The sequence below is a fragment of the Parafrankia sp. BMG5.11 genome (assembly GCF_004337455.1).
Genome location: NZ_SJXI01000004.1, coordinates 1 through 24,846 on the forward strand (window position 1 = coordinate 1; position 24,846 = coordinate 24,846).

Below are 24,846 nucleotides of genomic sequence, written 5' to 3' on the forward strand. Positions count from 1 at the left end.
CGCCGCGGAGAAGCCGTAGGGGAAGGTGCGGTCCTCCAGGCCCTTGATGAAGGAGGTGCCGCCGGAGGTCTGGATGACCGGGCAGGCCATCGCCTCCGCGAGCGCGCGGACGGACTCTCCCGCGCGGGAGGTGTGCACGCCGTGCCCGACGAGCAGGACCGGCTGCTTGGCCGCGCGGATGTACTCGGCGGCTTCGGTGATCCTGTCGGGGCCGGCGGTCTGGTTCACCAGCCGGTACGCCGCGGGGGGCAGGGGCGCCGGGACGTCGAGCTCCTCGAGGATCACATTCGAGGGGTACTCGATGTAGACCGGGCCCGGGGTGCCGGACAGGGCCTTGCGCAGGCCCTCGCGGATGACCTCGTCGGTCTGGTCGGCGTACTCGATGCTGGCGCAGTACTTCACCGACGGCGCGAACAGCTCAGCCTGCTGCACGAACTGGATCCGGCCACGGCGGACCCGCTGCTCGGTGATCCGGGCACGCTGCCCGCCCAGGAAGATGACCGGCGAGTTCTCGACCTTGGCGCACATCATCGCCCCGGCCAGGTTCGCGACACCCGGGCCCAGGGTGCCGATCGCCACCGCGGCCTTGCCGGTCATCCTCGACACCGCCTCCGCCATGAACCCGGCGGACTCCTCATGGTGCGGTGAGACCACGGTCCAGCCGCGTTCCTCGGCGAGGTGGAACATGTGCACGAAGTTCGGGTCGGGAATACCGAAGATCGTCTTGATTCCCTCGGCTTCGAACAACTGGAGGATGCGCTCGTAGACTTTTACCGCCATTGGTAGTCAGGGAACGCCGGTACCGGCCCGCGGTACGGTTTCCCATCCCCCTTCCGATCCGGGTGTGCGCTGGTCCGTGTCTGCGGTGCTGCGTCAGTGCGGTGGTGCGGTGCGGGTGGTGCGGTGGTCAGGACGCGTTCGCGGCGCCCTTCGCGGCCATCGCGAAACTGTTGACGATGTGGTCGACGTGCGCCGAGGGCACGACCGGCAGGATCCAGGGGTCGCTCGTGTCGCGGATGGTCTCGAGCTGCTCCCCGACCTGCTCGACCGTCCAGGACGGCTGGTACACGCCCGGGGTCTCGGCGATGAAGACGCGGGCCACCCGGCCGGCGATCGAGGTCAGCATCTCCCCGGTGATCGAGCAGGACTCGTGCGCGAGCCAGCCCACGGTGGGAGCCACCAGCTCCGGCCCCATCGGCGGGTAGGCCGAGGTGTCGATCCCCTCCGCCATCCGCGTGATCGCGGCGGGGACGATGATGTTGCTCTTCACGCCCGACGCGGCCCCTTCGAGCGCGGCCACGTTCGACAGCCCGATCATTCCGGTCTTGGACACGCCGTAGTTGACGACCCCGGCGTTGCCGTACAGCCCGCCGATCGAGGAGGTCAGCACGATCCGGCCGTACCCCGCCGCGACCATCAGCGGGAACGCGGCCCGCACGACGTGGAACGCCCCGCGCAGGTGGACGTCCAGGACGGCGTCGAAGTCCTCGTACGTCATCTCCGCCAGCGGCGCCGGGCGGTGCGTCCCGGCGTTGTGGATGAGGATGTCGATCCGGCCGAAGCTGTCGATCGCCGTGTCGATGATCGCCTGGCCGCCCGCGGCCGTGGCCACCGAGTCGGTGGAGGCGACGGCCTCGCCGCCGGCGGCGATGATCTCCTGGACGACCTGCTCGGCGGGGCCGGTGTCGAGGCCCTCCCCGCTCATGCTGCCGCCCGGGTCGTTGACGACGACCTTGGCGCCCAGCGAGCCGAGCAGCAGGGCGTACGCGCGCCCCAGCCCCCGGCCGGCACCGGTGATCACGGCTACCCGGTCATCGAACCGGGCTGCGGGCAGTGTGGCCTCAGACATTCAATGGTCCTCTCGCGACATGGGTGAGCAGGCGGGTGGTCGTCATTTGCCGAGGACGAGCCCCGCCATATCGCCTGAGTCGCGCCACTCCTGCAGCAGCTCGCCGAAGGCGTAGAAGCCGGCCCAGTAGGGGTCGCCGAGGACCGACCGGATCTGCTGCTCGCCCTCGTTGTTGTAGTAGCCGGGCGTGCACTCCCGCGCGAAGTTGGTGTTGTCGATCTCCGCGGCCCGGACCGCCGCGACCCACCCCTCCTGCGCGTCGAAGGTGGGTTCGACGGTCACCGCGCCACGGGCGAGGGTCTCGGAGATGATGTGGGCGATGTGCACGGCCTGCTGCTCGAACATCGCCGGCACGGCCGCCGTGACGCCGCCCTGGATGTAGCCGGTGAAGAACTGGTTCGGGAAGCCGTGCGTCATGATCCCGTGCAGGGTGCGGTACCCGTCGACCCAGTGCTCGTAGAGCGACCGGCCCTCGCGGCCGGCGTACGGGTGGATCGCGAGCCGGCGGTCGAGGTCACTGGTGATCTCGAAGCCACTGGCGAACACGATGCAGTCGACCTCGTACTCGACGCCGTGCGCGACGATGCCCTTCGCGGTGATCCGCTCGACGCCCTTGGTCTCCGCCACGTCGATCAGGGTGACGTTGGGGCGGTTGAAGGTCGGCAGGTACAGGTCGTTGAAGCACGGCCGCTTGCACAGGAACCGGTAGTACGGCTTGAGCGCCTCGGCGGTCGCCGGGTCCTCGACGATCGCGTCGATCCGCTGCCGCAGCCGCTCCATCACCTGGTAGTCGACGAGCTCGCGCAGCTCCATGAACTTCGCCGGGTCCGCCAGCGCCGCCCAGCCGTTGGTGGCGTCCAGCTGCGCCTGCAGGTTACGGCTGATCTCGGTCCAGCCGTCGCAGATCAGGTCCGGCTGTCCCGGCGCGAACGCCTCGTACGCCGCGGCGTGGAAGTTGCGCCGCCGCTCCTCCTGCCAGCCCGGCTGCAACGTGCTGGCCCACTCGGGGTCGGTCGGGACGTCGCCGCGTTCGTCGATCGAGGAGGCGGTGCGCTGGAACACGTACAGGTGCTCGGCGGTCTCGGCGACGTACGGGATGACCTGCACACCGCTGGCCCCGGTCCCGATCACCGCGACCTTCTTGCCGGCGAGCTTGTCCAGCCCGCCGTGCAGGTCGCCGCCGGAGTACTCGTAGTCCCACCGGGCGGTGTGGATCGTGTGGCCCTGGTAGTCGGCGATGCCGGGGATGCCCGGCAGCTTCGGCCTGTTGAAGGGCCCCTGGCACATCACCACGAACCGGGCGCTGATCTCGTCGCCCCGGTTCGTCGTGATCTTCCAGCGTTTCGTCTGCTCGTCCCACTCCTGCGAGCGGACCAGCGTGCTGAACACGGCGTGCTCGTACAGGCCGAAGTGCTTCCCGATGCGCTGGGCGTGCTCCAGGCACTCGTCGCCCCGGGCGTACTTCTCCTTCGGGATGTAGCCGACCTCCTCGAGCAGCGGGAGGTAGCAGTAGCTGTCGGTGTCGCACTGGATGCCGGGATACCGGTTCCAGTACCACACGCCGCCGAAGTCGCCCGCCAGATCGATGATCCGGAAGTCGGTGACGCCCTGCTGCTGAAGCCGCGCCGCGGCCACCAGGCCGGCCCAGCCACCGCCTAAGATCGCCACGTCGATGTCCTCGACTATCGGCGTCCGGGGCACGACCGGTGTGTACGGGTCGGCCTCGTAGAACTCCTCGAAGTCGCCCTCGGTCACCACGTACTGCTTCTGGCCCTCACGGCGCAGGCGCTTGTCCCGCTCTCCCAGATACTTCGTCCGGAGCGCGTCATGGTCGACCTCGGGCGTCTCGGTCGGGGCACAGTTCTGCATGCACATTCCTCGGATCTGGGCTGGTGCTCGGGTCACTCGTCAGGCGCCGCGGCGGGATTCGCGGGAGAGGCTGGGTCTAGGCGAGTTTGTGAGGCTCGCCGGTTCCCATGTACTTGGCCAGGTTGTGGTGCAGGTTCACGACACTGCGCTCGCGGTACGGATTAGGCTTCGGCCCGGAGAAACCGCCCGACTTCATGCCCTGCTGCACGGCCGACATGTTCGCGAAGTCCTGCGGCAGCACCGTGCGCCAGCCCGGGTCCTCCGGCGGCGTGAACTCCCACTTGGTCTCCGGCTCCCCGCCGGCCGGGTAGAGCTCGTAGACGGCGGCCTCGAAGATGCACTTGTCGGGGTCGTAGCCGTAGGGCCGGGCGCTGTAGCAGAGCATGTTGTTCAGCGCGTGCCCGATCTGGAAGTTCGGGAAGATCTGCCAGGCGGTGCCGCTCTTCGCGACGATCTCCGGGGGGACCGTCGGCCACACCACCCCGCGGGCGGCGTCGTCCCGGCGGGCCGAGGCGAGCCAGTGCTGCAGCACCTCGCCCGGGGGCGTCCCCTCCGGGAGCTCCTCGGTCAGCCGCTGGGCGGCGTCGACGAGGGTGCGGGTGGTGTTGGTGTTCGCGTTCTCCCAGGTGAAGTTCTGCAGCTCGATCGTCGACAGCCGGGCGTCCGGGCCGCTGCCGATCCGCAGCTTCGCCTGGTTCTCCTCCATGCCCTTCGGCGCGTCGTACCCGATGTTGCTGTGCCGGCCCTGCGCCCGCGCCCAGCCCAGGAAGTTCCCGAAGTTCATGAACTCCGGATGGGTGTACGGCACGTGGTAGGTCTCCATGAACGCCTCGAGGGCGACCTTCCAGTTGCAGTCGAAGACCAGCCACTTGCGCCACCGGTAGCGCATGTTCTCGAGCTGGAAGGGGTCGAGCAGCGACGCCGCCGGCTCCAGGTACTGCCGCAGCGGCTCGGCGTCCGGGTCCAGGTTCACCCAGATCCAGCCACCCCAGGTGTCGACCTGGACGTCCTTGAGCCCGGCCTTCTCGTCGGTCAGACCGCACGGCCAGTCCTCGCGCTCGGCCGCGAACGTGTTCTCGCCGTCGAGGTTGTACCGCCAGCCGTGGAAACCGCACACGAACTGCCGCAGCTGGCCGCGGGCGTCGCGCGCCCCCTCAGGGGTGTCGACCAGCCGGCGGCCCCGGTGCGAGCAGACGTTGTGGTACGCCCGGATCCGGTCCGGCGCCGAGCGCACCACGACGAGCGAGTCGTCCAGGATCTCGTACGTCAGGAAGTCGCCGACCCGCGGAATCTCCTCGACCCGGCCGACCTGCTGCCAGACCTTCCGCCACAGCTTGTCCCGTTCGGCCCGGGCGTACTCCGGGGAGAGGTACGCCTCCACGCCGATCTCGAGCGGTTCCGACAGCGGCTCGACTGGAGTGGAAACTGTTTCCTGGATGTTGTCGAGAGTCTCGCTCATGACATTCTCCAACCCGCGTCACGGGGTAATCGGGTTCGGGTGTGGCCTAGGTCCGGGATCTGGCAGAAAACAAACAGAATCGCTTCGGCGTCAGCGCAGGAGGGACGCGCGGAACTCCTCGTCCTTCAGGAACAGCGACGTGTTGTCGGCGCCCAGATGGGTCCACCTGAGGTTCAGGCCGCCGTCCACGAGAATCGTCTGCCCCGTGATGTACGAAGACAGGTCCGAAAGGAGGAAGAGGATCGCTCCGGCCTGCTCCTCCGGGCGGCCGCGGCGGCCCGCGGTGATGGCACGGCGGTCGCGGTCGGGGTCGGCGTCCACATACGCGCCCGACGACGGGGTCTCGGTCACCCCGGGCGCCACGGCGTTCACCCGGATGTCGTCCCCGGCGAGCTCGACGGCCAGCGTGCGCGTCGCCGCCACCACCCCCGCCTTGGCGGTGCCGTAGGCGACGTGGAACGGCGCCGTGTTCATACCGCTGATCGAGGAGACCGACACGATCGACCCGGGGCGGCCCTGCGACTTCAGCTCGGCGGCGACCGCCTGGCTGAAGAAGAACATCGTCTCGAGGTTCTGGGTGAACAGCGCGCGCCAGTCCTCCCGGGTCACCCGGGTCGCCGCCATCCACGTCGCGGGGGCGGCACCTCCCGCGACGTTGACCAGCCCGTACAGGTCGCCGTCCGTCCGCGAGGCCGCGTTCAGCACCGTCGCGATGCCCTCGTCGGTCGAGGCGTCCGCCGCGACCGGCACGACCGGCAGCCCCTCCTTCACCAGCGGCCCGATGTGCGTGTCGAGGTTCTCCTGGGAGCGGCTCACCGCGAGCACGGTCGCCCCGGCGCGCGCCACGGCGCTCGCCACCGAGGTTCCGATGCCGCCGCCGCCCGCGCCGGAGACGATGACGATGCGCCCGTCCAGGTTGAGGAAGTCGTTCGTCATGTCGCCTCAGCCCTCCCGCCGCAGCGCGAGCACGCTGCCCTCGGCGTCAGCAGATAGGTAGAGCGTGCCGTCCGGTCCGGCGGCGATGCCCGCGAACGGGCCCTGCGGCCCGGAGAAGGGCGGCAGCCCGCGCAGCGGCTTGGGCGTCACGCCGGGCGGGGCGCCCACCGGGAGGTCACGGGCGATGGTCTGCCGGGCCCCGGTGCCGAGGTCGACGCTGATCAGCTGCTTCGTGCCGGCGTCGACGATGAGGAGCTGCCCGCCGCGCACGAGGATTCCCTGCGGCTGCTCCAGGCCGTCGACCACCGTGTCGACGCGGAAGCCGGAGATCGTGACGACCCGCCCGGCGCCCGACTCGGAGACGAAGAGCGTGCCGTCCGGGCCGAACGCGACACCCAGCGGATCGTTGAGCCCGGACGCCAGCTCCTCGACCCGGCCGGAACGGATGGAGAGCACGCGGCCCTTGCCGAGCTCCGCGGCCACGACGTCGCCGCCCGGGGCGACCGCCACGCCGTAGAGCTGGTCGAGCTCGTCGGCCAGCACCTCGCTCTCCGCGCTCGCCGGCCGGTAGCGGGTGACCTGCCCGCCCGAGGTGGTGACGATGAACTCGCCCGCGCCGACCGCGGTGACCCCGCGGACGAAGCCCGGGTAGCCCGGGGAGAAGAGCATGCCGAGCGTCTCCGGCTTGCCGCCGGGGCGCAGGAGGTAGAAGTACGTCCCGTCGGCGATGTAGAGGTTGCCGTCCTCACCCACGGTCAGGTCCAGCGGCCAGTTCAGCCCGCCCGGCAGCGTCTCGCGGGTCGCCCCGCCACCGAGGATCTCGGTGATCGACCCGGTGAAGTTCGAGACGAACAGCCGGTCGCCGACGAAGGTGCAGTTGTCCAGGCCAGGCGTGAGGGCGGCCAGCACGGTGCGCTCGCCGTTGCGCGGGTTGATCCGCAGCACCTCGCCGGAGGCGACCTGGGTGGAGACGATGAAGCCCTCGGGGTCGAACTTCAGCGAGTCCGGGACGCCGAGATCCCCCACGACCCGCTGCGGCTCGCCGCCCTCCGGGTCGATCCGCCAGATGTCGTTCGTCCCCATCACCGGGTAGTACAGGAGGCCGTCGGGGCCGACCTCCATGGCGTTGGGCATCGCCAGGTCCTCGAGCAGCACGCGGGGCTCGCCGCCGTTGAGGTCGAGCTCCATCAGGCGACCGCCGACCCGGCACTCGTTGACGAACAGCCGACCCTGGTGGACGGTGATGCCGTTCACGCTCGGGAGATCGTCGCGCAGCACCCGGGTGTTGCCGTCGGCGCCGCGCACGCTCACCCGGCCGTCCATGACCTCGGTGGCGTAGAGGTCGCCCTGCGGACCGAAGGCCACGTCGTCGGGGGCGATGATCGCGCCGCCCTTCGCACTGATGGTCTCCAGCTGGCCGGTCTCGACGTCGAGTGCGCTGATCTGACTGCCGGTCACCTGCGCCACGTAGACGCGGCCGTCCGGGCCGGTGCGTAATCCGTTCGCGCCGAAAAGTCTGCTCGGCGACGTGAGCCGGTCCAGGCTCCATCCTTCGGCGAGGCCGATGGATGCGGCGCTGTAGCGCGCCCCTTGCGACAACATGGTGACGGACTCCCGAACCTCGTCGTTGAGATGAAGAATTTCGGCTACCGGCCCGCGCGGGATGTCGACCCACGCCGCGGGCCGGTCTCACCGGGACCGGTTCTCACCGGGGAGGGCCATTACCGGGAGTCGGACGCCGCCGGCGTGAACTCGAGCTGCAGGTGGGTCAGGCCGCGCAGGATGAACGTCGGGAGGTACTGGTAGTTGCGGGCGCCCGCGGGACCGTGCACGCGCTCGGAGATCCGGATGTCGGCCGTGCGGTCGAGCAGCCGCTCGATTCCCGCCCGGGCCTCGGCCCGGGCCAGCGGCGCACCGGGGCAGCTGTGGATGCCGCGCCCGAACGCGATGTGCTGACGTGCGTTGGGGCGGGCGACGTCGAGCGTGTCCGGGTCGGCGAAGCGGCGGGGGTCGCGGTTCGCGGCCCCGTTCACGACCATCACCGTGGTGCCGGCGGGGATGTCGACCCCCCCGACCGTGGTCGGCACCCGGGCCAGCCGGAAGTCGCCCTTGACCGGGCTCTCCAGCCGCAGCGTCTCCTCGATGAAGTTCGGGATCCGGTCGCGCTCGGCGCGCAGCAGGCGCTGCAGGCCGGGATTGTCGGCGATCAGCTTCGCCGCGGTGCTGACCAGCCGGACGGTGGTCTCCTGGCCGGCGGAGAACAGGTTCGCGGCCACCCGCACGACGTCGATGACCTCGGGGGTGGAGCCGTCCGGGAACGTCGCGGTGGCCAGCCCGGTGAGGACGTCGTCGCGGGGCTCCCGGCGACGGGCCTCGATGTAGGTCGTGAAGCGGTCGTAGAGGAACTGCAGCGGGGAGTGCTCCATCGAGTGGTCGCCGGTGCTGCCCACGCCGCCGCCCTCGGCCGGCCGGTGCTGCAGCCGGTCGGTGAACTCCTCGTGGTCCTCCTCGGGCACGCCGAGCAGGTCGGCGATGACGAGCAGCGCGAAGGGGCCGGCGAACCCGCGGATGAACTCGCCCTCGCCGCTGGCGAGGTAGTCGTCCAGCAGCCGGTCGGCGAGCCGCCAGATGAACTCCTCGTTCTCCTTGAGCCGCTTCGGCGTGATCAGCCGCATCAGCAGCGCGCGGTGATCGGTGTGCATCGGCGGGTCGAACGTTGGGAGCTGGTCGCTCATCGGCAGCTCGGCACGGTGCCGCTCGATCAGCTCGGAGATGTCGTCGCCCTCGAGGCCCTCGAGCGGGACCGGGAATCCGGGAAACGGCCCGGTTACCGAGGTACACGACGAGAATCTGTCGGAGTCGTGGAACACCGAGACGGCTTCCTCGTAGCCCGTCACCATCACCACGCCGTGGTGCGGCTCGCGGCGGACCGGACACTGCTCCCGCAGCGCGTGGAAATAGGGATAAGGGTCCGCGACGAGCTCGTCACCCCGGAAGAAGTCGATCGCCTCGATGTTCTTCACCGTCTGCACCGCATCCCTTCGACACCGCTGTGCGCGTGTCCCGCTGGCCCTGAAGCGAATGACCCGTTGTCCGCAGCGTTCGGCGCCATTCCCCGCCACGGTCCGACGCCTGGTCCGCCCTGCGCCCCGAATCGCCTTACCCGCGATCGGACCGGTCCTGCGAACTAGGCCGCTACGATACGGACCGGCGGTCCACATCGGCAAGAGGTCCGAGCACATCGGCGCGAGGAGGTGCAGCGGTGGCCGGGTCCGAGCGCGCCGACGCCGCCCGCAACCGGGCGGCGATCCTCGCGGCGGCGGCGGACCTGTTCGACCGCGACGGCGCCGAGCAGGTGTCGATGAACGACATCGCCCGGGCCGCGGGGGTCGGCAAGGGCACCCTGTTCCGCCGCTTCGGCGACCGCACCGCGCTGATCGAGGCCGTCCTGTACCCGCGGGTCGCCGCGATGCTGACCCTCGTCGAGCAGGGGCCTCCCCCGCTCGGCCCCGGCGGGGAGCCGGTGGCCGCGCTGCACGCCTACCTCGACTCGCTGCTCGACTTCGTCTGGACGAACCGCACCCTCATCCGCGCGCTCGAACACCACGGGCCGTACGCCTACTACGCCAACCCGTCCAGCCAGTACTGGATCAGCGAGCTCGCCCGGCGCCTCAACGCCGTGCGCCCGGGTGAGAACACCGACTACCTGACGCACGTCCTGTTCACCGCGCTGCGGGCCGACGTCATCGACTACCTGGTCTCCGGCCGCCGGATGGACCCCGACCGCGTCCGCGCCGGCCTGCACCGCCTCGCCGGCAGCTGACCGCCGACGTCAGCCCGCGGCGCCCGAATCATGCCCGAACCACCCTCTTGCGTATGTGGACCGCCGGTCCGTATCGTGACGGCCTAGTCCGCCGGACCGGTCCTGAACCACGGGCGCGCACCCCACGGTGTGCACCGCCCCGTGCGGCCGCGGTCGGACGGGAGCCCACGCGGCGCGACCCGAGCCGCGGCAGGCGTCGGGCAAGGGAGCCGAATGACGCGAGGTGACGGATCGTGCTGCTGGAGTTGAGTCCCGACCAGGAGGTCCTCAGGGAGGCGACCGCGAGATACCTCGCGGACCGGGTCCCGGCCGAGGCGGTCCGCCGCCTGCGCCACGACCCCGCCGGCTTCGAGGCCGACTACTGGCAGGGCGGAGCCGAGCTGGGGTGGACGTCCCTGCTGGTCGGTGAGGAGCAGGGCGGCGGGTCGATCAGCGGGTCCGCCCTGGTCGACCTGACGCTGGTCGCCCACGAGTTCGGCCTGCGCGCCGCGCCCGGGCCGCTGGCCGCCACCAATGTCGTCGCCGCCGCGCTGGGCGCGGCGGGCCCGGCGCATTCCGAGGTCCTGGCCGACATCCTGTCGGGTGCCACGGTGGCGGCGTGGTGCCTCGGCGGGCCGCCGCCGCTGGACCGGCTCGACAGCGTCGGCCTCGCCCTGCGGGTCGACGGCGACGACCTCGTCCTCGACGGGGTGAGCCGCCCGGTCGAGTCGGCCGCCCAGGCCGGGCACCTGCTCGTCGCCGCCCGCGGCGAGGAGGGGCTCACCCAGCTGCTGGTGCCTGCGGCCACGCCCGGGGTGACGGTGGAGCCGCTGCGCACGGTCGACCTGACCCGGCGCTTCTTCGCCGTCCGGATGGACGGCGTCCGGGTGCCGCGCGCCGCCGTCGTCGGCGAGGTCGGCGCGGCGGCCGACCAGATCGAGCGCCAGCTCCAGCGCGCGATCGTGATCCTCAACGCCGAGACCGTCGGCGCGATGCAGGCCGCCTTCGACATGACCGTCCGCTGGGCCTTCGAGCGTTACTCCTTCGGCCGGCCCCTCGCGTCCTACCAGGCGCTCAAGCACCGTTTCGCCGACATGAAGACCTGGCTGGAAGGCGCGCACGCCGTCAACGACAGCGCCGCGGCGGCCGTCGACGCCGGCTCACCCGACGCCGGGGAGCTGGTGAGCGCGGCGAAGTCCTTCATCGGCGACTACGGGACGGAGCTGCTGCAGGACTGCGTCCAGCTGCACGGCGGGATCGGCGTGACCTATGAGCACGACCTGCACCTGTACCTGCGCCGCGTCACCGTGAACCGGGCGCTGTGCGGCACACCGGCCGAGCACCGCCAGCGCGTCGCCGCCGTCGTCGAGCACCTCAAGGAGCGGGCATGACGTCCGACATCAGCACCGGCACCGGCTCGGCCGCCGGCGCGGCGAACGCGGAAGCCACGGAGAGCGTCGCGGACTTCCGCCGGCGGGCGCGGACGTGGATCCGCGCCAACCTGCGCCCCCTCGAGCACAACGAGGGCGCCGGCGTCATGCGGGCGGACACGACGGACGAGGAGGAGCTCGCCGCCGTCGCCCGCGAGCGGCAGATCCAGCGGATGCTGTTCGACGCCGGCCTCGCCGGCATCTGCTTCCCGCGCGAGTACGGCGGTCAGGGCCTGTCGCCGGAGCACCAGCGCGCGTTCAACGAGGAGATCACCGGCTTCGAGTACCCGGGCCGGCTGCAGGCGCCGACGTTCTCGCCGTGCGCCGCGGTGCTCCTCGAGTTCGGCACCCCGGAGCAGAAGGAGCGCCACCTCCCCGCCATCATCAAGGGCGAGGAGATCTGGATGCAGTTCCTCTCCGAGCCGAGCAGCGGCTCGGACGTCGCCGGCGCGCTGACCACCGCCGTGCGCGAGGGCGACGACTGGATCCTCAACGGCTCGAAGATCTGGACGACCGGGGCCTGGTGGTCGGACTGGGCGCTCTGCCTGGCCCGCACGAACTGGGACGTCCCGAAGCACCGCGGGCTCACCGTGTTCATCATGCCGCTGCGCCAGCCCGGCATCGACGTCCAGCGCATCGAGATGCTCAACGGCAACAAGGAGTTCTGCCAGGAGTTCATCACCGACGTCCGGGTCCCCGACACCGACCGCATCGGCGACGTCGACAACGGCTGGACCGTCGGCACCCGGTGGATGTTCCACGAGCGGATGCTGCACAACTCCCCGTTCGTCACCGTCCCCGCCGGCTGGTCCTACGGCGGCGTCGACGCCACCGTCCTGGTGGACGTCGCCCGCGACGCCGGCCGCCTCGACGAGCCGCGGGTACGGGACCTCATCGGCGAGGGCCGGGTGCTCGACCTGGTCCGCGAGTCGCTGCAGGGCCGGATCGGCCGCGGCGTCGTCTCCCGCCGGATGCCCGACCAGTCGGCCGCCATCGGGCGCCTGTTCGCCGGCATCGCCTCCACCCGCGTCACCAGCATGGCGTACGACATCGCCGGCTCGGCGGGCGCGGCCTGGAGCGCCGAGGACGGCGCGGTCGCCGAGTGCGGGAACGACTTCCTCCTGCGCCAGACCACCTGCATCGGCGGCGGGACCACCGAGATGGCCCGCAACGTGATCAGCGAGCGTGTCCTCGGCATGCCCCGCGAGCCCGCCCTCGACCGTGACCGTGCCTTCCGCGACGTACCCCGCGGGGGATCCGGCCGCTCCTGACCAGGAGGTGTGATGCCCACCCACGACATTCCGGTGTTCGACGCCGACAACCACCTGTACGAGACCCAGGACGCGCTCACCAAGTTCCTGCCGGCGCGCTACCGGGGCGCGATCGACTACGTCGACGTGCACGGCCGGACGAAGATCGTCGTGCGCGGGCAGATCAGCCAGTACATCCCGAACCCGACCTTCGAGGTCGTCGCCCGCCCGGGGGCGCAGGAGGACTACTACCGGCACGGCAACCCCGAGGGGAAGACGTACCGGGAGATCTTCGGCAAGCCGGTGCGGTCCATCGACGCCTGGCGGGAGCCGGCCGCGCGCATCAAGGTCATGGACGAGCAGGGGCTCGACCGCACCCTGATGTTCCCCACGCTCGCCAGCCTGATCGAGGAGCGGATGCGCGACGACGCGGACCTCGTCCACGCCGTCATCCACTCGCTCAACGAGTGGCTGTACGAGACCTGGCAGTTCAACTACCAGGACCGGATCTTCACCACGCCGGTGATCACCCTGCCGATCGTGGAGAAGGCCGTCGAGGAACTCGAGTGGGTCCTCGAGCGGGGCGCCCGGGTCATCCTCGTCCGGCCGGCGCCCGTGCCGGGCCTGCGCGGGCCGCGCTCGTTCGGCCTGCCGGAGTTCGACCCGTTCTGGGCCCGTGTGCAGGAGGCCGACATCCTCGTCGCACTGCACTCGTCCGACAGCGGGTACGCCCGCTACAGCGGCGAGTGGATGGGCGCCAACCGCGAGATGCTGCCGTTCCAGCCGAACCCGTTCCAGATGCTGCAGGCCTGGCGACCGGTCGAGGACGCGGTCTCGGCGCTCGTCTGCCACGGCGCGCTCTCCCGCTTCCCCCGGCTGAAGGTGGCCGTCGTCGAGAACGGGATGAGCTGGGTCGCCCCGCTGATGGACGCCATGAAGAACCTGTACAAGAAGATGCCGCACGACTTTCCCGAGAACCCTCTCGACGTGATCCGGCGCAACGTCTACGTCAGCCCGTTCTGGGAGGAGGACCTCGGCGCGCTGACCAAGGTCCTCGGTGAGGACCACGTGCTGTTCGGGTCCGACTATCCGCATCCGGAGGGGCTGGCGAACCCGGTCAGCTACATCGACGAGCTCGCCCACCTGCCGGAACCGCTCGTGCGCAAGCTCATGGGCGGCAACCTCGCCCAGCTCATGAAGGTCCCGGCCGCGGTCTGAGCGGCAGCGCCTGATGAACCTCGCGGGGTAGGTCCCCCGCCCGTGGTCCGGCCGGCCACCACGGTGCCGTCGGGGCGGCCGGCCGGACCACAGCCATGAACACCAGCTGGGAGTTCGCATGGGTTTACTTTCGGGCCGGGTCGCCGTCGTCACCGGCGCCAGCCGGGGCATCGGGAAGGGCATCGCGCTCGCGCTCGCCGACGAGGGCGCGACGGTCTACGTCACCGGGCGGACGGTGTCCCCCGGCTCGCATCCGCTTCCCGGCACGGTCGGGGAGACCGCGGCGGAGGTGGACCGCCGGGGCGGCCGGGGCATCGCCGTGCAGGTCGACCACGGGGACGACGACCAGGTCGCCGCGCTGTTCGAGCAGGTCGAGCGCGAGCAGGGCCGGCTGGACATCCTGGTCAACAACGCCTTCTCCCTGCCCGAGGACCTGACGGAGCCGAACCCGTTCTGGGAGAAGCCGCTGTCGAACTGGGAGATGGTCGACGTCGGGGTGCGGTCGAACTTCGTCGCCGCCTGGCACGCGGCGCGGCTCATGGTTCCGCGCCGGGCCGGCCTCATCGTGGCGATCTCCGGCTACGTGGGAGTGACCTACACCTACGGCGTCGTCTTCGGCACCTGCAAGTCCGCGGTCGACCGCATGGCCAGGGACATGGCCGTCGAGCTCAAGCCGCACAACATCGCGTCGATCTCGCTGTGGCAGGGCCTCACCTTCACCGAGCGGGCCGAGCGCAACATCTCGCTGAACCCCACGATGAAGGAGCAGCTCGTCACCAACCCGACGATCGGCTGCTCGCCGGAGTTCCCCGGCCGCGTCATCGCGGCGCTCGTCCAGGACACGGACCTGATGCGGCACTCCGGGGGCACCTTCATCACCGCCGAGCTGGCCCAGGAGTACGGCGTCACCGACCTCGACGGGAAGGTCATCCCGTCCCTGCGGGCCCAGCGTGGCGCCCCGCTCTGGTCCCCCGTCTAGCGGCCCGCGAACCGCCGGCGCCCCCTGAACCAGAGGCGCGGTCCCCAACCAGCGGCGTTCCCTGAACCAGCTACGCCGCACACAGCATCGCAGAGCGCACGCCACCACACCCACGACCCGCATCTCCACCCCCGGCGTCGACGCCGACGTCGGCACAGCAACCGCGAGGAACGATGAGCCAGCCCATCACCGCCGAGAAGCTCGCCCGGCTCGAACGACTGCTCGAGCGGCAGGACATCCACGACACCCTGACCCGGTTCAGCCGGGGCATGGACCGGTTCGACCGCGAGCTCTTCCTCTCCGCCTTCCATCCCGACGCCGTGATCGCCGCCGGTCCGTTCGTCGGCGGCCCGGTCGAGCTGTACGACTGGGCGTCCGCCGGACATGAGCAGGGCCAGGTGGCCACCCACCACAACCTGCTCAACGTCACCATCGACATCGACGGCGACACCGCGCACACCGAGACGTACTACCTGTTCGTCGGGCGCAACCGCGACGACTCCAACTGGATCGCCGGTGGCCGCTACATCGACCGGCTGGAACGGCGCGCGGGTGAATGGCGGATCGCGCTGCGCACCAACGCCATAGAGTGGTCGGGCCTGGTGCCCACCATGGACATCCCGTTCTCCGACGTGCCGGACATCCACCTCGACGGCGCTCCCGCCCGCGGCAAGGAGGACCCCTCCTACCGGCGGCCGTTGATCAACACCCGCAAGCCGCAGATTCCCTAGCCCGGGGCGGCCACCGCCCGTTCCACCCCCAGCCGACCACGAGGTGAGCCGGATATGACTATCAGCGCCGACGACCTGAGTTTCGTCCTCGACCGGGAACAGATCCGCGACGTCCTCGCCCGGCTGGCCAGGGGCGAGGACCGGCGCGACGCGGACCTGATCAGCGGGGCGTACTGGCCGGACGCGACCGACGACCACGGCATCTTCCGCGGCACGTTCAAGGAGTACCTGGCGTGGGTCGTGCCCGGCGCGCCCTCGATTCCCGTCACCCTGCACACGCTGGGCCAGACCCTGATCGACGTCACGGGTGACACCGCGGTGGCCGAGACCCACGTCACCTCCTATCACCGGATCGACTTCGGTGAGCAGGAGCATGACGTCGTGATCGGCGGCCGTTACGTCGACCGGCTGGAGAAGCGGGACGGGGAGTGGCGCATCGCGCACCGCACCATGCTCTACGACTGGTTCCGGGATTTCGGGCAGTCGGTGGACTGGTCGCAGGGGGTCATGGGCACCCCGTTCCTCGCCGACCACTACGTGGGCAGCGCGAACGGCGACCACAGCGTCACGTTGTTCCAGCAGAAATCCGACTGACCCCGCGCGCCCGCAGTGCCGCCCCGTCCGGATCGACACCCCAGCTGATGATCCGGACGGGGTGGATGCGGATGACCTCGCGGCTGAGATGACGCTGCGGCGGGTCCTGATCGGTCAGCGCCTCCGCCGTTCCCCGGATCTCCACGCCGCGCACCCGCCACGGGTCGACGGAGGCGATGTCGTCGACGACGAGGGACACCACGCCGGTGGCCGCGACGTTGCGGAACTTCCGGCTGGCGCCCAGGTCGTACCCGTGGATGTCGATCGTGCCGGTCGCCTCGTTGACGCGGAAGGCGACCGGGGAGTTCTGCGGCGCGCCGCCCGGGGCGACGGTCGCCAGCCGGCCGAGCCGCTGACTGGCCAGATACGCACGTTCGGTCTCGGTGAAGTCCATGCCGCCAGCCTCCGACATGAAGTGGACTTCAGGTCAAGGGGGCGGCGGCGGACCCGGCGGAGCCGGACCGGTTCGGCACCAGGCCAGACGCGCCCTACGGGGCAGCGCCCGGCCGCCGACGTGCGGTGCTACCCCTGGTACCCGGCGACGTAGTCGCCCGCGGTCTTGTGGAGGTGCCGGATGGCGATCTCCTGGTCGTTGAGCGGGAACCGCGAGACGGCGCGGGACTCGAGCATGGTCTGCGTGGCCTCGAGCGTGTTGCAGTCCTGCAGCGCGAACTCCTTGAAGGTGACCGCGGCAAGCTCCTGCCGGATGCGGTCCTGCGCGGTCCGGGCCGGCACGAAGTACAGCGTGCCCTCGAAGATGTGCTGGTTGTACGCCGTCGGCCAGTAGTGGTAGGTGAGGTACCAGCCCGGCGCCCACACCACGATCATGAAGTTCGGGAAGAAGACGTAGGAGTCCAGGCCCCACGCCGGATGGCCGACCGGGTTGACCCCCGACGGCAGCGGGTTCAGGCCCTCGATGTCGGGGCGGTCCCACGGCCCGAAGTTGCCGCTGCGCAGGACCCGCTCGATCGGCTTCACCATGTTGAGGTCCTTGGGCGGCGACATCCCGCCCCACGCCGACTGCATCGAGTGCGGACCGTCGATGTCGTAGTGCAGTGACTCGTAGCCGTAGCCCAGCAGCTTGCGTGACTCGTCGCCCACGTACTGCTTCGCGTGCAGGACGGGCGCGTGGTAGAACTCCGCGAACGCGTCGATGTAGAGCTTCCAGTTGCTCCCGACCTCGGCCCGGTACTTGTAGACCTCGGTCATCTCACCGAAGGGATAGCCCTCGAGTCCCTTCGCGAAGCGCCCCAGGTACTCGGCCAGCGATGTCGTGCCCTCGCTGTCGAGGTTGATGAAGATGAAGCCCTCCCACAGCTCACAGCGCACCGGTACCAGACCGAGCTGCGACCTGTCGAGGTCGAAGAACTCCGACTCCTGCTGGACGAACGTGCAGGAGCCGTCGAGCCCGTAACGCCAGGCGTGGTACTTGCAGGTGAACTGCCGTGCCGTGCCGTGCGTCTCCTCCTGGGGGAAGTCGTTCCACACCAGCTTGTTGCCGCGATGCCGGCAGACGTTGTGGAACGCGCGGACCTCGCCTTCGGCGTCGCGGACGACGATCAGCGACGCACGCGCGGCGTGGATCTCCTTCGTGAAGTAGTTGCCGGTCCTCGGGATCTGCTCGACCCGACCGACGTTGAGCCAGGTCCGCCCGAAGATCGCCTTGCGCTCCAGCTCATAGTGCTCGGGCGAGATCGAGTCCTCGAACGAGACGAACCCGGTACCGAGGTCCGGGTAGTGCTCGGTCCAGCTGCCCTCCGCGGGCTTCGGGAAGTGCGCCATCCGTCTACCTCCGAGCCGATGCACGTACGAGCCACGTGGCTACGGGCCGCCGCGAACTCCGAAACGATCCATCCGCGTGCTGCTTCTCCAGCCGCGTGAGAATGAACCCTACGAGTCCGTATGGTTTTGGTCAACAGCCGGCGGCAACGGGCGGACCAGGGCCGCGCCCGCCTCCCATGAGGGCGCCCGGACGGCACCGCCGTCGACCTTGACCAGAATCCGACGCATCCGTAGCTTTAGTGGATGGAGTCCAGGGCGGGTGGCGAGCGTTCACGGGCCGGGCGCCCGACGGCAACGGAGGCAGCCAGGCTGACCGAGCGGCTCCGGCGGGCCGCCGTCGACACGTTCCTGGAGTCGGGCTACGACGGCACCACGATGGAGGCCGTCGCGCAGGCCGCGGGAATCACCAAGAGCACCCTGTATGCCCGCTATCCCGACAAGCGAACTCTGTTCATCGCGGTGAGCTCGTGGGCGCTCACCCGCCAGGAGCGCGACGAGCGCGTCCTCGAACCGCTGCCCGACGACCTCGCCGAGAGCCTGACCGTGATCGCGCGGGCGATCCTGGCCCGCTCGGTCGACCCCGACATCGTCCGCCTGAGCCGGATGGCGATCGCCGAGTCCGCGCGCTTCCCCGAGTTCGCGGCGAGCTCGCAGGCCGTCACCTGGTCACCGCGGGTGCAACTGATCATTGATCTGCTACGCAGGCACGAGAGCGCGGGCACCGTGGTCGTCGGGGACGTCGACCTCGCCGCCGAGCAGTTCTTCGCCATGGTCGGCGCGATGCCGGCGTGGCTGGCCGCCTACGGCATCTACCGGACCCCCGAGGTCGAGGAGGAGCACCTCCACCACGCGGTGAGCCTCTTCCTCAACGGCGTCCTGGCCAGGCCGGAGACCATGCCGGACCCGCACCCGACCGAGGCTGCCAGGCCCACCGAGGCCGCCGAGGCCGCCAGGCCCGCCGGGGAGGGACCGGCCGTCCCGCGTGCGAGCTGGCCGATGGAGTACCGGCGGCTCGGCCGCAGCGGGCTGAACGTCTCGCGGCTCGCGCTGGGAGTCGCGGCTCTCGGCGCCGGGCCCGCGGGCCATGACGAGCGGGCCGCGATCGGCGTCATCCACCGCTTCCTCGACGCCGGCGGCAGCCTCCTCGACACCACCGCCGCGGGCGACATCGGCCGGGGCGGCACGGACCCGGACGGCGCCGCGGCGGAACTCTGCGGCCGTGCCGTTCGGGACAGGCGCTCGAGCGTCGTCCTGGCCTCGAGCGTCGGGCGGCCGAGCGGGCAGGGCCCCCACGACGGCGGGAACAGCCGCCGTCATATCCGGGCCGCCTGCGAGGCGACCCTCCGCCGGCTCCGGACGGACTATCTCGACCTCCTCCAACTCGACGCCGACGACCCGACGACCCCGCTGGAGGAGACGATCGACGCGCTGGACGACCTGGTGCGCGCCGGGAAGGTCCTCTACGTCGGCGTCGCCAACCTGCACGTCTACCGGGTGATGAAGGCGCTGTCGGTCAGCGACCGGCTCGGCCGGGCCCGTTTCATCTCGTTCCGCGGCCCGTACGGCCTGCTCTCGCGGGAGCTCGAACACGAGCACCTCCCGCTGCTCGCGGAGGAAGGCCTCGGCCTGATCAGCACGAGCTCACTCCGCTCCCACGGGCACGGGCACGCCGCCGTCGCCGCCACGGAGGCCACGGCGGCGGAGCTCGGGTGCACGACCACGCAGCTGTCGCTGGCCTGGCAACTGACGAGACCCGTCACCTCGATCACGCTCGACGTCGCCTCCGCGGCCCAGCTGGACGAGCACCTCGCGGCTCTGGGCATCGAGATCCCCACCGAGATCGCGGCAGCACTGGAACAGGTCTCCCGTCCCCAGGGGTAACGGTCCGCGGCCGTACCGGCCGGCCGGTACGGCCGCGGCCGGCGCGCCGCCCGGCTGACAGCGGCGCTGACAGCGGCGCGGCGGCTTCACCTGCTGATACGCGTGGCCGTGAGGAGTCGGGCGGCCCCCGACCGCGTGCCGTCCGTCGCTCTCGCGTCGACATTCGGCTCTTTCGAACGCGTTACCTGCGCGATTTAGTGGACGTGTCGGAAATGTACCAATGCGGCCCATGGAAACGCACGTGGTCACCGACCTCGACTGGGCCCATCCTGCGAAAGCGAGACCTCTGATGAGTATCTACGACGCTATCGGTGGTGCGAGCGCCGTGCAGGCCGCGGTCGACGAGTTCTACGTCCGGGTGACGGCCGACCCCGAGCTCGCGCCCTTCTTCGCCGGCAAGGACATCCCGCACCTCAAGGCGCACCAGCAGGCGTTCATCTCCGCGGCGATCGGCGGGCCCGAGGTCTACCAGGGCGGAGCGATCGCCTCGGTGCACTCCGGCCTCCGGATCACCGATGCCAACTTCGACGCCGTGGTGGACCACCTGGTCTCGGCGCTGAGCGGCCTCGGCGTCCCGGCGGAGACCACCGGCCAGATCGGAGCGGCGCTCGCGCCCCTGCGTGCCGACATCGTCACGGCGAAGTAGCGCCCACCGGCGCCGGGCCGTCCCAACAGGGCCGTCCCATCGGATGGGGCTCGGGACCGTGCGCCGCCCGGCTGGTGAGGCCGACCAGCGCGGCCGGGCACGGCCCCGAGCGGCTCGGGCCGCGGCGCGGGCTCAGACGGCGACGAGTCTGTGCAGACCGGCGCGGACCTGCGACAGCGGCATCCCGCGCGCCGAGACCAGGTAGTCGACGGCGTTGGCCCGCAGCGCGGGGAACAGCACGTGCGCCAGGTATTCGGCGTCGGCGTCGGCGTCACCGCCGGGACGGGTGGCGGACAGCCGCCGCGCCAGCTCGCCGATCCAGAACTCGCTGAGTGGGCTGGTGTAGTAGGTCTCCAGGCTGTCATCCTCCAGGGTGCGGATGAGGGCCCGGTTGGTCCAGACGAACTCGAGCAGGGCGTCGAGGTAGGCGTTCAGGGCGTCGACGGGCTCGCCGCCGGGGCCGAGCGGCGCAGGCCCCTCCTCGATCCGCTCCCGCAGCGCGGCGGCGCGGGGGGCCAGCACCGCGTGGATCAGCGCCGCGCGGTCACCGACGCGGCTCAGCACCGTGGACCTGCCGACGCCGGCGGCCTCGGCGATGTTCTCCATCGAGACCGCCTCGACCCCGCCCCGCTCGAACAGGATGGCGGCCGCCGCCACGATCGCCGCCCGGCCGCAGGCGGTGTCCGATCTTTCCGGAGCCACTGCTCTTTCGAGAGCCACGGCGCTCCTCCCCTTACGGAGGCGGACTGACGGTCCGTATCGTAACAGCATTCCGGACCGACGGTCCGTTTCTGCTGGTCGACAACACCCGCGGGCACCCGGCCTCCTGACCGGCGGGCACAGCAACGGCGAGATCGGACCGTGCGGGGGCGGCGGTTCGGCGGGGCGCGCTCGCCGGTGCGCGGCCCCGAAAGCGGCTGGCACGTGGCATCGACATCAGCATCGGCACGCACCGCGGCAGCTGTCGGCCGTCAATCCTCCCGTTCATCCGCCATGAAAATGCGGACACTTACGGAAGATAGGTCAGACGATGCGCCGTACAACTCGATTACTCGTCACATCCGTCGCTTGCTGTGCGGCCATTCTTCTCGGGGTCTGCGACGGCGACGGCGACGGCGGCTCCGCCCCGGCCGCCCGGCTCCGCCCTCACTCTTCGTGGCTGCCGGTGCCCATCCGGCGCGGTGGGTGGCGCCGCTCGGTGGTGGCCCTGCGCCACCGTGTAGAAATGCGCGGTCTGCCGGGAGAGTCCCGGTGTGCGCGTCCTGTGCCCCGCGAGCGGTCGCACGGGCGGCCGAGGGTCGGGAACCGGGGGCCATGCCGGACTCATCCGCTTTCGATGTGCTGATCGGGCTGGCGCTGCTCTTCGCCGTGTTCAGCCTCGCCGTGTCCCGGATCAACGAGGCTGTGCTCGCCCTGTTCCGCTACCGGGGACGCCAGCTCGAGGCCGAGCTGCGGCGGCTGCTCGGCGCCCGGCCAGCCGGCGCCCCCGACGGCGACCCTGAGGACGGCCCCGACGGCGGCAACCCGCCGGACGTCGCCGCCGAACTGCTGGACGGCCCGCTGCGCACCACCCGTGCCACCGGCCGCAACGCCACCCCGCCGGCCATGGCGGACCACCCGCCCGTCTCCGGGGCCCTGGCCGCGGTGCGCCGGGCACGCAGCCTGCGGCTGCCGTCGTACGTGCCGTCGACCGCCTTCGCCCAGGCGCTCCTCGACCGGGTCGACCCGCCCGCCCGGGCCATGCTGTCCCAGCTCCGCCCGGAGACCCTGCCCGACCATGTCACCGACGAGGCCCGGGCTGCCTACCGGCGCGCCTACGACGAAGCCCGACACGCCCTCGACGAGCGGACCGCCCAGGCGCTGTACGCCGCGATGCCCGCGGACCACCCGGCCGGGCGGGTGATGGCGGCCGCGCTCGTCGCCGCCACCGGCTCCGGCGCGGTCGGGACCATCGAGGACGGGCTCGCCTCGCTCCCCCCCTCGCCGGCGAAGGACGCCCTGATCGCGGCGACCGTCCAGGCCGCCGGGGACCGCGAGAAGATCGTCACCGAGCTGGCCCGCTGGTACGACGATGCCATGGACCGCCTCTCCGGCTGGTACCGGCGGCGTATCGCCATCTTCCTGCTCTGCTACGCGATCCTGCTGGCCGTCCCGTTCAACCTCGACGCGATCGGGCTGGCCCGGGCGTTCTGGCAGGACGGGACGGTACGCCAGGCCGCGGTGGCGGCCGCCCAGGTCGAGGTGACCTCCGGCGGCGCGGCGGCACCCGACCAGCCCGAGCCCGACCAGCCCACGGCCGGCGAGGCGGCGGAGCAGGCGGTCCAGGCCGTGCGGGACGCCTCCGGACTCGCCGTCCCGATCGGCTGGGTGCACAACTCGGAGGAGCGGGACGACCCGCGGGAGGTCCCCGACTCCGTCGGCGGCTGGCTGCTGAAGATCGCCGGCCTCGCGATCGGCTGCTTCGCGCTCACCGCCGGCGCCCCGTTCTGGTTCGACCTGCTCGGACGGCTGGTCAACATGCGCGCCACCGGGCCCAAGCCCCGGGCCACCAACGGCTGACACGGGCCGGAGCCGGCGAGAGGGGCGGCCCCCGGCCGGTTCACCGCCGGCGATCAGCTGACCGCCGGCTTCGGCACCGCCAGCATTCTCGGGTAAGCCCGGTCAGCCCTCCAGGAGGGTGACGACGGCGAAGCTCAGCACCAGTCCGAGGATGACGGCCCGGATCGGCAGCTGGGCCCGCTCCACCCGGTCCTGGCGTTCCGAGAGCGCCGACAGCGGCCCGGCCACCATCGACAGCAGCACCCCGGCCCACACCAGCGCGGACAGGTCGGCCACGTCCGGGCTGACGCCGACGACGAGAATGGTGACCACCAGACTGGCGGCGAAAAGCACCTGGGGCAGCAGCAGGAGCGACATCCGCGGCAGCGCGGTCTTCGCGGTCGCGCCGGAGTCGGGTCGGCCGGAGAGCACGACCCGCACGAACGACAGCGCGTACAGCGGAGCGTTGAACAGGGTGCTGGCCACCGTCCGCTGGGCTCCGCGCGGCCCGGTGTAGGCGACGATGAACAGCAGCGAGCCGACCAGGTACGGCAGGGCGTGCAGCACGTAGGCGGTCAGCGACACCCCGGCCGCGATCTGGACCCCGGCCAGGACGCTCAGCGGCGGCCCCAGCAGGAACATCATCTGCGCGCACGCCACCAGGTAGCCGATCCCGGTGTGCAGGTAGTGCGCCCGCTGCCAGCCGGTCAGGCCGGGCTTGCGCAGCGGGTTGTCGAACAGCAGCAGGCGCAGGCCGTCCATCGCCCACCGGCTGCGCTGCTTGGCGTACTCCGCCGCGGTGGCCGGCGCGATCCCGACGGACACCGGGCCGTGGTGGTAGACGCTCTGCCAGCCGGCGGCGTGCAGCTGGTAGGAGGTGTGCAGGTCCTCGACGATGTTCCACTCGCTGAAGCCGCCGACGGACTCGACCGCCGTCCGCCGGTACAGGGTGCCGTTCCCGCAGGACGACGCGGCGCTGTCGCGGTCCTTCGCCGGCTGCACCGCCTTGTACAGCATCGGTTCGGCGTTGTTGAGCACGTCGTGGCGGCCGACGTCGAAGCGCTGCTCGGTGCAGACGAACCCGACCTTCGGGTCCCGCAGGTAGCCGAGGACGAGCTCGCCGAGATCGGGCACCGCGATGTGATCGGCGTCCAGCGTCATGATCGCGTCGCCGTCGGTGCGGGCCAGGCCGTGGTTGAGGTTCGCGGCCTTGCCACGCGGCCCGTCGGTGCGGGTGAAGCAGGTGATCCCGAGCCGGGCGGCGAGGGCGTCGATGTCGCGCCAGTTGGGCCGGCCGGCGATCCGCCCGTCGTTGAGGACGTAGGTGCGGTGCGGGTAGTCGATCGCCAGCGCCGCGCGCAGCGTCGCCTCGACCATCTCGACCGGCTCTCCGCAGACGGTGACGAAGACGTCGAGGGTGCCGGCCGGCGCCGGGGCGCGCCGGACGTAGCCGGTGCGCATCCGGCCGGTCATCACCGCCGTCCACACGATCGTGAGGTAGCTGACGATCTCGGCCGCGTAGAACAGGTGGCCGGCCACGCCGGTGCCGTCCAGCGTCCCGGCGCGCCACACCGCGTACACCGCGCCGATCAGCGTGATCGCGACCCCGACGACCCGTCCGGCGACGGCCCTCCACCACGCGACGGGCACCCTGACCCAGGTGTCGACGCCGTCCAGCGGCGGGATCCCGGCCGGGGAGGCGTCGCGGGTGTCGCCGGCCACGGCCTGCGCCGGGATCGCCGGGACGGCCGGGGCCGCGACCGCGGACGGCTCACGCGGAGCCAGGCTGGGCGGTGCTGACGGTGGCGCGAACTCGGGTGAAGCCGGGCCGGCCACGTCGGCGGGCGCTGCCTGGTACGCCATACAAGTCCCTTCTCTATCC

The 24,846-nt window shown here is 71.2% G+C and carries 21 protein-coding genes; 10 read left to right on the forward strand and 11 right to left on the reverse strand.

Going from position 1 to position 24,846, the window contains the following annotated elements; translation table 11 throughout:
* The 7 genes from E0504_RS04185 to E0504_RS04215 all read right to left on the reverse strand — a co-directional run.
* Window positions 1–780: thiamine pyrophosphate-binding protein (locus E0504_RS04185; RefSeq protein WP_131622076.1), on the reverse strand; the 780-nt coding region annotated here is incomplete at its 3' end.
* Window positions 781–907: 127 nt separating this feature from the next.
* Window positions 908–1,849: an SDR family NAD(P)-dependent oxidoreductase gene (locus E0504_RS04190; RefSeq protein WP_112105667.1), complete on the reverse strand. Its 942-nt coding sequence runs from the start codon at window positions 1,847–1,849 to the stop codon at window positions 908–910.
* A gap of 42 nt (window positions 1,850–1,891) precedes the next feature.
* The gene (locus tag E0504_RS04195; RefSeq protein WP_112105669.1) at window positions 1,892–3,718 is read right to left on the reverse strand and encodes an NAD(P)/FAD-dependent oxidoreductase; all 1,827 of its coding nucleotides are present in this window, start codon (window positions 3,716–3,718) and stop codon (window positions 1,892–1,894) included.
* A 76-nt stretch (window positions 3,719–3,794) separates the two neighbouring features.
* Window positions 3,795–5,177, reverse strand: a complete 1,383-nt coding sequence (locus tag E0504_RS04200) for an SRPBCC family protein (RefSeq protein ID WP_112105666.1) — start codon at window positions 5,175–5,177, stop codon at window positions 3,795–3,797.
* Window positions 5,178–5,267: 90 nt separating this feature from the next.
* Complete coding sequence (locus E0504_RS04205) at window positions 5,268–6,113, reverse strand: SDR family NAD(P)-dependent oxidoreductase (RefSeq protein WP_112105665.1); 846 nt, start codon at window positions 6,111–6,113, stop codon at window positions 5,268–5,270.
* 6 nt (window positions 6,114–6,119) lie between these two features.
* The gene (locus tag E0504_RS04210; RefSeq protein WP_255565669.1) at window positions 6,120–7,778 is read right to left on the reverse strand and encodes an SMP-30/gluconolactonase/LRE family protein; all 1,659 of its coding nucleotides are present in this window, start codon (window positions 7,776–7,778) and stop codon (window positions 6,120–6,122) included.
* 56 nt (window positions 7,779–7,834) lie between these two features.
* Window positions 7,835–9,145 carry a cytochrome P450 gene (locus E0504_RS04215; protein WP_373693861.1) on the reverse strand — a complete coding sequence of 437 codons (1,311 nt, stop codon included), beginning with the start codon at window positions 9,143–9,145 and terminating at the stop codon, window positions 7,835–7,837.
* Window positions 9,146–9,375: 230 nt separating this feature from the next.
* On the opposite strand from E0504_RS04215, the gene E0504_RS04220 reads away from it, so the two are divergent.
* From E0504_RS04220 to E0504_RS04250, 7 genes are all read left to right on the forward strand, one after another.
* Entirely contained in the window at window positions 9,376–9,936 is a 561-nt protein-coding gene (locus tag E0504_RS04220) for a TetR/AcrR family transcriptional regulator (protein WP_071066252.1), read from the forward strand.
* A gap of 233 nt (window positions 9,937–10,169) precedes the next feature.
* On the forward strand, window positions 10,170–11,306 hold the full coding sequence (locus E0504_RS04225) for an acyl-CoA dehydrogenase family protein (protein WP_071066253.1): 1,137 nt from the start codon (window positions 10,170–10,172) through the stop codon (window positions 11,304–11,306).
* Window positions 11,303–12,616, forward strand: coding sequence for an acyl-CoA dehydrogenase family protein (locus tag E0504_RS04230; RefSeq protein WP_116430166.1), 1,314 nt, complete (start codon window positions 11,303–11,305; stop codon window positions 12,614–12,616). The genes E0504_RS04225 and E0504_RS04230 overlap by 4 nt, the downstream gene beginning before the upstream one ends.
* Before the next feature lie 12 nt (window positions 12,617–12,628).
* Window positions 12,629–13,813 (forward strand): amidohydrolase family protein, encoded by a 1,185-nt coding sequence (locus tag E0504_RS04235; RefSeq protein WP_112105662.1) that lies wholly within the window; start codon window positions 12,629–12,631, stop codon window positions 13,811–13,813.
* A 118-nt stretch (window positions 13,814–13,931) separates the two neighbouring features.
* Complete coding sequence (locus E0504_RS04240) at window positions 13,932–14,792, forward strand: SDR family NAD(P)-dependent oxidoreductase (RefSeq protein WP_112105661.1); 861 nt, start codon at window positions 13,932–13,934, stop codon at window positions 14,790–14,792.
* A 173-nt stretch (window positions 14,793–14,965) separates the two neighbouring features.
* Entirely contained in the window at window positions 14,966–15,523 is a 558-nt protein-coding gene (locus E0504_RS04245) for a nuclear transport factor 2 family protein (protein WP_071066256.1), read from the forward strand.
* A gap of 54 nt (window positions 15,524–15,577) precedes the next feature.
* Entirely contained in the window at window positions 15,578–16,117 is a 540-nt protein-coding gene (locus tag E0504_RS04250; protein WP_071066257.1) for a nuclear transport factor 2 family protein, read from the forward strand.
* On the opposite strand, the gene E0504_RS04255 is transcribed toward E0504_RS04250, so the two are convergent.
* A complete protein-coding gene (locus E0504_RS04255) occupies window positions 16,089–16,511 on the reverse strand; it encodes a PPOX class F420-dependent oxidoreductase (RefSeq protein ID WP_112105660.1) in 423 nt (140 codons plus the stop codon). The two genes, E0504_RS04250 and E0504_RS04255, sit on opposite strands and share 29 nt — an antisense overlap.
* Before the next feature lie 128 nt (window positions 16,512–16,639).
* Window positions 16,640–17,899 (reverse strand): aromatic ring-hydroxylating dioxygenase subunit alpha, encoded by a 1,260-nt coding sequence (locus tag E0504_RS04260; protein ID WP_131622078.1) that lies wholly within the window; start codon window positions 17,897–17,899, stop codon window positions 16,640–16,642.
* A 243-nt stretch (window positions 17,900–18,142) separates the two neighbouring features.
* On the opposite strand from E0504_RS04260, the gene E0504_RS04265 reads away from it, so the two are divergent.
* Together E0504_RS04265 and E0504_RS04270 are read left to right on the forward strand one after the other, a co-directional pair.
* Window positions 18,143–19,780, forward strand: a complete 1,638-nt coding sequence (locus E0504_RS04265) for an aldo/keto reductase (RefSeq protein ID WP_131622080.1) — start codon at window positions 18,143–18,145, stop codon at window positions 19,778–19,780.
* A 289-nt stretch (window positions 19,781–20,069) separates the two neighbouring features.
* Entirely contained in the window at window positions 20,070–20,426 is a 357-nt protein-coding gene (locus E0504_RS04270; protein WP_112105657.1) for a group 1 truncated hemoglobin, read from the forward strand.
* A 132-nt stretch (window positions 20,427–20,558) separates the two neighbouring features.
* On the opposite strand, the gene E0504_RS04275 is transcribed toward E0504_RS04270, so the two are convergent.
* Window positions 20,559–21,146: a TetR/AcrR family transcriptional regulator gene (locus E0504_RS04275; RefSeq protein ID WP_112105656.1), complete on the reverse strand. Its 588-nt coding sequence runs from the start codon at window positions 21,144–21,146 to the stop codon at window positions 20,559–20,561.
* Window positions 21,147–21,740: 594 nt separating this feature from the next.
* Between E0504_RS04275 and E0504_RS04285 the strand changes: the two genes are divergently transcribed.
* Window positions 21,741–22,985: a hypothetical protein gene (locus E0504_RS04285; RefSeq protein WP_112105654.1), complete on the forward strand. Its 1,245-nt coding sequence runs from the start codon at window positions 21,741–21,743 to the stop codon at window positions 22,983–22,985.
* Between the two features lie 102 nt (window positions 22,986–23,087).
* Here the strand turns inward: E0504_RS04285 and E0504_RS04290 are convergent, their stop codons facing one another.
* Window positions 23,088–24,827 (reverse strand): glycosyltransferase, encoded by a 1,740-nt coding sequence (locus E0504_RS04290; RefSeq protein WP_112105653.1) that lies wholly within the window; start codon window positions 24,825–24,827, stop codon window positions 23,088–23,090.
* Between the last annotated feature and the right edge of the window lie 19 nt (window positions 24,828–24,846).

Excerpts from the sequence above, each read along its gene's own strand:
- E0504_RS04190 (WP_112105667.1), bottom strand. The coding sequence starts at position 1,849 with ATGTCTGAGGCCACACTGCCCGCAGCCCGGTTCGATGACCGGGTAGCC.
- E0504_RS04195 (WP_112105669.1), bottom strand. The coding sequence starts at position 3,718 with ATGCAGAACTGTGCCCCGACCGAGACGCCCGAGGTCGACCATGACGCG.
- E0504_RS04200 (WP_112105666.1), bottom strand. The coding sequence starts at position 5,177 with ATGAGCGAGACTCTCGACAACATCCAGGAAACAGTTTCCACTCCAGTC.
- E0504_RS04205 (WP_112105665.1), bottom strand. The coding sequence starts at position 6,113 with ATGACGAACGACTTCCTCAACCTGGACGGGCGCATCGTCATCGTCTCC.
- E0504_RS04230 (WP_116430166.1), top strand. The coding sequence starts at position 11,303 with ATGACGTCCGACATCAGCACCGGCACCGGCTCGGCCGCCGGCGCGGCG.
- E0504_RS04235 (WP_112105662.1), top strand. The coding sequence starts at position 12,629 with ATGCCCACCCACGACATTCCGGTGTTCGACGCCGACAACCACCTGTAC.
- E0504_RS04240 (WP_112105661.1), top strand. The coding sequence starts at position 13,932 with ATGGGTTTACTTTCGGGCCGGGTCGCCGTCGTCACCGGCGCCAGCCGG.
- E0504_RS04245 (WP_071066256.1), top strand. The coding sequence starts at position 14,966 with ATGAGCCAGCCCATCACCGCCGAGAAGCTCGCCCGGCTCGAACGACTG.
- E0504_RS04250 (WP_071066257.1), top strand. The coding sequence starts at position 15,578 with ATGACTATCAGCGCCGACGACCTGAGTTTCGTCCTCGACCGGGAACAG.
- E0504_RS04255 (WP_112105660.1), bottom strand. The coding sequence starts at position 16,511 with ATGGACTTCACCGAGACCGAACGTGCGTATCTGGCCAGTCAGCGGCTC.
- E0504_RS04260 (WP_131622078.1), bottom strand. The coding sequence starts at position 17,899 with ATGGCGCACTTCCCGAAGCCCGCGGAGGGCAGCTGGACCGAGCACTAC.
- E0504_RS04265 (WP_131622080.1), top strand. The coding sequence starts at position 18,143 with ATGGAGTCCAGGGCGGGTGGCGAGCGTTCACGGGCCGGGCGCCCGACG.
- E0504_RS04270 (WP_112105657.1), top strand. The coding sequence starts at position 20,070 with ATGAGTATCTACGACGCTATCGGTGGTGCGAGCGCCGTGCAGGCCGCG.
- E0504_RS04285 (WP_112105654.1), top strand. The coding sequence starts at position 21,741 with ATGCCGGACTCATCCGCTTTCGATGTGCTGATCGGGCTGGCGCTGCTC.
- E0504_RS04290 (WP_112105653.1), bottom strand. The coding sequence starts at position 24,827 with ATGGCGTACCAGGCAGCGCCCGCCGACGTGGCCGGCCCGGCTTCACCC.